The organism is Mucilaginibacter sp. P4_D1, assembly GCF_056401935.1.
In genome coordinates this window covers 1-6235 of record NZ_JBFUIJ010000095.1, presented here as the reverse complement: position 1 = coordinate 6235, position 6235 = coordinate 1, and the positions used below count along the sequence as shown (strand labels likewise).

The 6235-nt window shown below is 46.9% G+C and carries 3 protein-coding genes; all 3 read right to left on the bottom strand.

Annotated elements, in window-relative coordinates:
- Positions 1 to 3609: DUF6443 domain-containing protein (locus AC1DV1_RS30985; RefSeq protein ID WP_477368623.1), on the bottom strand; the 3609-nt coding region annotated here is incomplete at its 3' end.
- A gap of 1064 nt (positions 3610 to 4673) precedes the next feature.
- Entirely contained in the window at positions 4674 to 5270 is a 597-nt protein-coding gene (locus AC1DV1_RS30980) for a hypothetical protein (protein WP_477368620.1), read from the bottom strand.
- Positions 5267 to 6235, bottom strand: a 969-nt coding sequence (locus AC1DV1_RS30975; RefSeq protein WP_477368617.1) for an RHS repeat-associated core domain-containing protein, incomplete at its 5' end; no start/stop codon positions are given. The genes AC1DV1_RS30980 and AC1DV1_RS30975, both read right to left, overlap by 4 nt.

Genomic DNA, 6235 nt, shown 5'->3' with positions numbered 1-6235 from the left:
GTTATAGGGAGACCACCTTCTGCCCATCTCTGCCAGTGGATCGACACTATTCCACCTTGCGATAACCGGGTCATAGAACCTGGCACCGTAGTCATACTGGTTCATTTCCTCCTGTATCTCCTTTTTATTGTAAAGATACTTATTTGCTGCGTTTTGCTGGATATGGACATTCAGCCCGAAAGCATAATAATCGTCCTCGCCAACACGCCCGGCCGTCGTCTCGTATACCGTTACTCGGTTGTTGCCCAAATGGTCCGTCAGCGTGTATTCATATTTGTATGTTGAGCCGCTTTTGATCGCCCTTCCCTCCTCCGTCTGGATAAAGTCGATCGCCGTCCCCGTGTACTGGATGCCCGAGATATAGTCCGTTGTGGTAGCTCCGCTTACCTTCCGAAGCTTCTCTCCCGAGGCCGTATACGTATACGACAGGTTTTTGGCTGCCACATTCCGCGGCAGGTTCAGCATATTGTAGTTGATCGTACTACCCGCACCGTCACTCGTCGCATTGCCATTATTGTCATATGCGTAGTTCCGGAACGCGGAACCTCCTTTCGTTACGCTCTGCAGCTGGCTTCCGGTATAAGTATAGCCTAGTACCGCTGCATTGGCCGCAGTACCCGTACGGGTAAGCTCACCGATATTACCCAGGTAATCATAGCCTGTTCCCGTCACCGATTCACTCAGGTTCGCTGTCGAAGTAGAGGTCAGCATCCGGTTCAGCTTATCATAGGTATAATTTACATGCTGGTCCCCGTTTGTCCCCGAGTTGTACCGCTGCTCCGAGATATTACCGTTATAGTTTGATGTTGCCCCGTATTCGGTAACGTTATAGTTCAGTTTCTGGCTGAACAGCTTCATTGCCGAGGTCGCCGGCGTGGCACCGGGATCATTGATCTTCGTCAGCCACCCGCGTTCGTTGTAAGCGTAGCTGATGTCCTGCAGGAATGCCCCCCCTGTCGGTGCCTGGTGCAGTTGCTTTTCGTTAACCTGGCCGGCCTCATTGTAGTCCGTCTCGCTCAGCACAACCTTGTTAGTCGCCGTCGTGCCCGGGTAGATCGCCTCCTTCGTCTGCTGCTTACGACCCATATGGTCGTAACTGTAGCTTACATCAACCGTCACTACGGGGGTGGTTGGGCTCGCAACCGTATAATGCTGCCGCAATATTCCCTTTACCGAGTTGTTGAAGTTGTAAGAGGTGATGATATCATCGTAATTGCTGGTATTGTATGTTCCCCCAAGATAATGCTGCTTGTCTGTCTGTATAGCGCGCCCGTATTCATCATACCGAGTTACTGCCCATAACATCGGCCCGTAGGTTCCGTCCGAATTCAGTATCGTCGTCTTATTCACTGTCAGCAGGCCTGTCGGGCTAACAAGCGTATTCGGTACCGCTGTTGTATACGGAATACCGGTTAATGTATAGTCGTCGTAATAGCTAAGCGACAGCAGTTGTCCCGTGTAGCTGTCTGTCGCAGCGGTGCCTATCGCCGTTACCGCCTTATAACCATTCGTTGCCGTATTATCACGGGTATACCAGAACGGTGTCCCCGAAACCCCGGTCTTCAGCGTCTGTGACAAGGTCCGTGACGGGCTCACAAGGCTCGCGTCCCCAGCCGTCGTCGATACCCAGACGCCTGTAAGTACCAGGCGCCCCAACCCGTCATAACGCATATAAGTCCATTCCTGGTTCGTCTTCGCCCGCTGCACACCATCCTGCGTGAACAGCAACTGGTCCAGCTTATTATAAACCATGAACTCCCATCCCTTCCCCGGTACCTTCTTCTCTATAATACGGTTACGCTCGTCATAATGGTAACCGTAGATAAAGTTCATAAAAACCCCGTCAGCTTCCAGGAAGGAACTCGGGTAAGATGTCCCTGCCGGGATCGGCGGGATGACATATGCCAGATTCCCCAGGTCATTATATACATAATACGTCGCAAGATAAGTGCTCGCATTCAGCTGCGCCTTCTTGCATACTACTTGACCGTCCTTATCCGTGAACTCAACCGTATTGTTACCGTTCTCGTCCGTTATCGTCGTGCTGTAAAGACGCCCGGCGGTATAATACGTGTTGCCGCCAGCTGCGCCGTTGCCTGCCGCGTTCACCGCCCACAAACGGACATCGCCAACTCCGCTACCTCCCGTTGAGGTGTTCAGCCCATATGCCATCTTTACTGTATGACCGCTGCCCGATACCCCGCTTGTGGATATTTGCCACGGTGCGCCGGGAGCACCCTGCTCCAGCGCCCTGTTCATCGGTGAGGGTTCCAATGCTGTTTCCGATATCGGGTAGCTGTTGGACGTTACACCCGCCGCGGCCGCTCCCGTCGTGTAAAAGTTCTTTTGCTCACTGTTGCTATAACCCGAGGTCCCGGCTATTGCCAGTGGCTGGTAGCCGCCCGTTTCTGATGTGCTCTTTACATAAGGCAGGTATTTGATCCGTTCCCGGCCGTACTCATCATAAGACGACGGCTGGATAAGGTCTTTACCCAAAGGCGAACCCTTTACCTGTACCGACTGGATAGGACGGCCGAAGCCATCTATATACACAACTCCCACTGCTTCCTGCATCTTGTCGCTGCTGGCCGCAACCACATCGTTTACACCCTCAACCAGCGGCGTATACGTCGCCACGTAGTTCATATCCTGGCTAAAGGCAGCAGGAGGAGCCCCGGCTACTACCGTAATACTTAACGTCGCATCAGCGCTCTTTCCCGAACCGTTGTACGCGTTGATCGTATAGGTCGCCTGCGGCGATGCCGCTGCCGGCGTACCGCTGATCTGCCCCGTGGTAACATTGAACGACAATCCCGCGGGAAGGGCCGGCGTCATCGTATATGGCGCATAGACTACTTTCCTGACCAGATTATTCGTCAGGTCACCTACATAAACATTACCTAATATATCCGCTGCTATCCCGAATGGCAGGTTGAACGTCGAGGCCGAACCCAGGCCATTGGCAGAGCCGGCGGTACCCGTTCCTGATAAAAGGTTCACTGCTCCACCCGGTGTAACTGAGCGGATACGATGATTACCTTCATCTGTAACATATAATATGCCCTGTTTGTCTATGGCAAGAGAGGTCGGTCCGTTAAAACTTGCTGCTGTTCCTGTTCCAGCCGCATAGCCTGCCGTCCCGCTCCCGGCAAGCGTCGTTACCACAGCCGTCGACAAAACTATTTTCCGGATCTTGTGGTTGAGCCTGTCCGTTACGTAAAGATTACCCGTTCCGTCAAGCACCACGCTGAAAGGCTGGTTGAACGTCGCTGATAAACCTGTGGCATTATTAGCCCCCACAGCACCGCTTCCGGCTATCGTGCTCACTGTACCACCTACATCCACCCCGGCTGTGATCTTCCGTATCTTATTATTGTAGCTATCCGCTACATAAACGTTACCAGACGCGTCAACAGCTACCCCGCAGGGATAGTAGAACGTCGCTGATGCAGCCGCTCCGTCAGCGCTGCCCTGGGAACCGGTTCCCGCGAACGTCGTTACCGTCCCGTCTGGCTTGATCTTCCGGATAACATGGTTATCTTCGTCCGCAACATAGATATTGCCCGCGGCATCAGCCGCAAGCCCTACCGGGTGATAGAATGTCGCCAATCCCCCCTGACCGTTAGTAAAACCCGATGCACCCGTGGACGAGCCCGCAAGGATCGTTGCATAACCCGTAGGCGAGATCTTACGGATACGGTGAGTCCCACCCTCTGCTATATATATATTCCCCGCCAGATCCGTCGTCGCGCCTAATGGCTGGTTGTAACTGTAAACCGGATTCGAGTCATCTCCAGGGATAGCTGCACCCGAAAACATACTCGTCTGACCGAATACCCCTACACTCCCCGTTGTCGTAGGCAACAAATTCACCGACGAAACATTCACAACATACGTCTGCGGACCCACATAACTTACTACCGGCGCCTGACCATAAGCACTAGTATATAATGTTATCATAAAGGCTATACTTAAGCCAAATATAATTTTTCTCATTCTATTTTTTTTATAATGCTCTACAATCCGATGTCAAAATGATTACGTGATACACCATAGCTGTCGTTGTCTGCAATGGTAAATGTTTGTGTATAGTTAGTGTCAATGAGCTGGAACGACTGATAAACAAATTCTACCCCGTCCTTTTTGTCTGCAGATACAATCGATGTTAATAGTTTACTTGTGATAGGGCTAGGAGCCGGCAAAACCATTTAAACCAATGCTATCCGACAATGCAACAATCTATGATTGAGTTTACAAATTAGACTTAACCTCGGAAATAAATATAATAGGCTATGATGGTCTACTTGAAACAGAACTCCGGTCTTTATAATCGTCGTTAACTCGATGATCTTTTTAGATTTAAAAAGGAATCAATTCATATACTATTTCGTTGGTTACTTATTACGAAAACACACTGGTCTATTTTACCCAATATATATTAGTACCTCCTATAATTTATCTAATGTCTTTGACTATGATCAACTATCATAGTATGTATGGGGTTACTGTCGCTCCTTGCCGGAAGTTGAATAACGCAGTTCTTAAATATCACCATGATAGTTTAATGTTGCCTCTACCTAGACAGAAATTACAGTTTATCTGAATGATGGCAATTGAAGCAAAGCGTATTGCAAACCACTATTTCAATAATTAGTAAATAAAACAGGCTCCTGTCAATTATCAGTTACGTGATGTTGTGGTTCATGTGGATTTGCAAAATCGCTTTGATTTTTTTTATTTTCAAAATCCATTGGGTTTGATTGTTTGTCAAGAATTATCCCTTCCCATTTGTAATTGATAACTTTATGTCCCGATGAATTTAATTCATAAAGAAAAACAACTCCACCAACACCTTCCGAAGCACTTAAATTTTGAGAGGAATTCAAATAGTTTATATCGTTTTGCAAATAATGTTCTATCACGAAATTGTGCAATTGAAAGCCTTCAAAGGAGGAGGCCGTAAAGGCCTTTATGTAACGTCTATCATCATTTTTGAAGAAACATTTTACACCATTTGTGTAATCATAAATCACTGCCTTAAATCGTTTGTTACCCGCTACGGTCAAATCGCCAACTGGCGTATATACGTAGAGTAAGTGATCGTTTAACGATAATTTATTTTTAATCAATTTTAACATAGCTATCATTGGCTCAATATGTCTACCATCTACCTGACTGTCTAAAAGCTGGTTGCGATACACCTTTTCAGAACTACAGGATAAAAGAAAGATAAGCACAGGAATTACAAGTAATCTTTTTCTAATTTTCATCTTTTGCTACTTAATATTTTTTGCAATATGCGATTTACATAGCTGGTTGGCATATAATAGCCTCCCCTTGTTAATTGAATCAATTGAGTTTCAGCCACAGGAGAAGTCGAAGTATCTTCATAATTAGAATAATGAGTTCTTAAAGGCATATGTTGCTCTGCCTTCAAAAAGTTTTCAACCATTGAAGCGTATATTTCCGAACTTGGTAAATCTTTTGGTAAACCATTTGAACTGCTCCCTAACACCCAAGGTTTAGATAAGACATCAGCATTAAATGCTTGATTGGCATATACATGCGCCAGTTCATGAAATAAAGTCACATAAAAAGGATTAATCTTAACTCCATCGGTAGTATTTTCTTTCACTACTTGACTGGCCCAGGTAGATATTCCACGTCCGATAGTTAAGTTTTTGTCTTTTTTATCATCCACAAATGTATTCTCGCTGACATTTGCGTTCGTCTGATCGTTGCTGAACTTATTTAAAAACATACTACCAAAAGAATTTGGATCTCCTCCTGTAATTGCAGAAAATGCATCAGCTATGCTGGCGAGATAACTTCCCTCTTTTACGTCAGCCTGAACATCCCACTTCTGAGTTTCAGTATTCAAGGTATAAAATTTACCATTATCATATCGATAAGTTCCTGTTGAATCACTAACCGTAATCCATTTGCCATCCGGATCGATAAACCTAATCGGATTGTTTAACGCGTAGTTATAGGGAGACCACCTTCTGCCCATCTCTGCCAGTGGATCGACACTATTCCACCTTGCGATAACCGGGTCATAGAACCTGGCACCGTAGTCATACTGGTTCATTTCCTCCTGTATCTCCTTTTTATTGTAAAGATACTTATTTGCTGCGTTTTGCTGGATATGGACATTCAGCCCGAAAGCATAATAATCGTCCTCGCCAACACGCCCGGCCGTCGTCTCGTATACCGTTACTCTACTCGGTTGTTG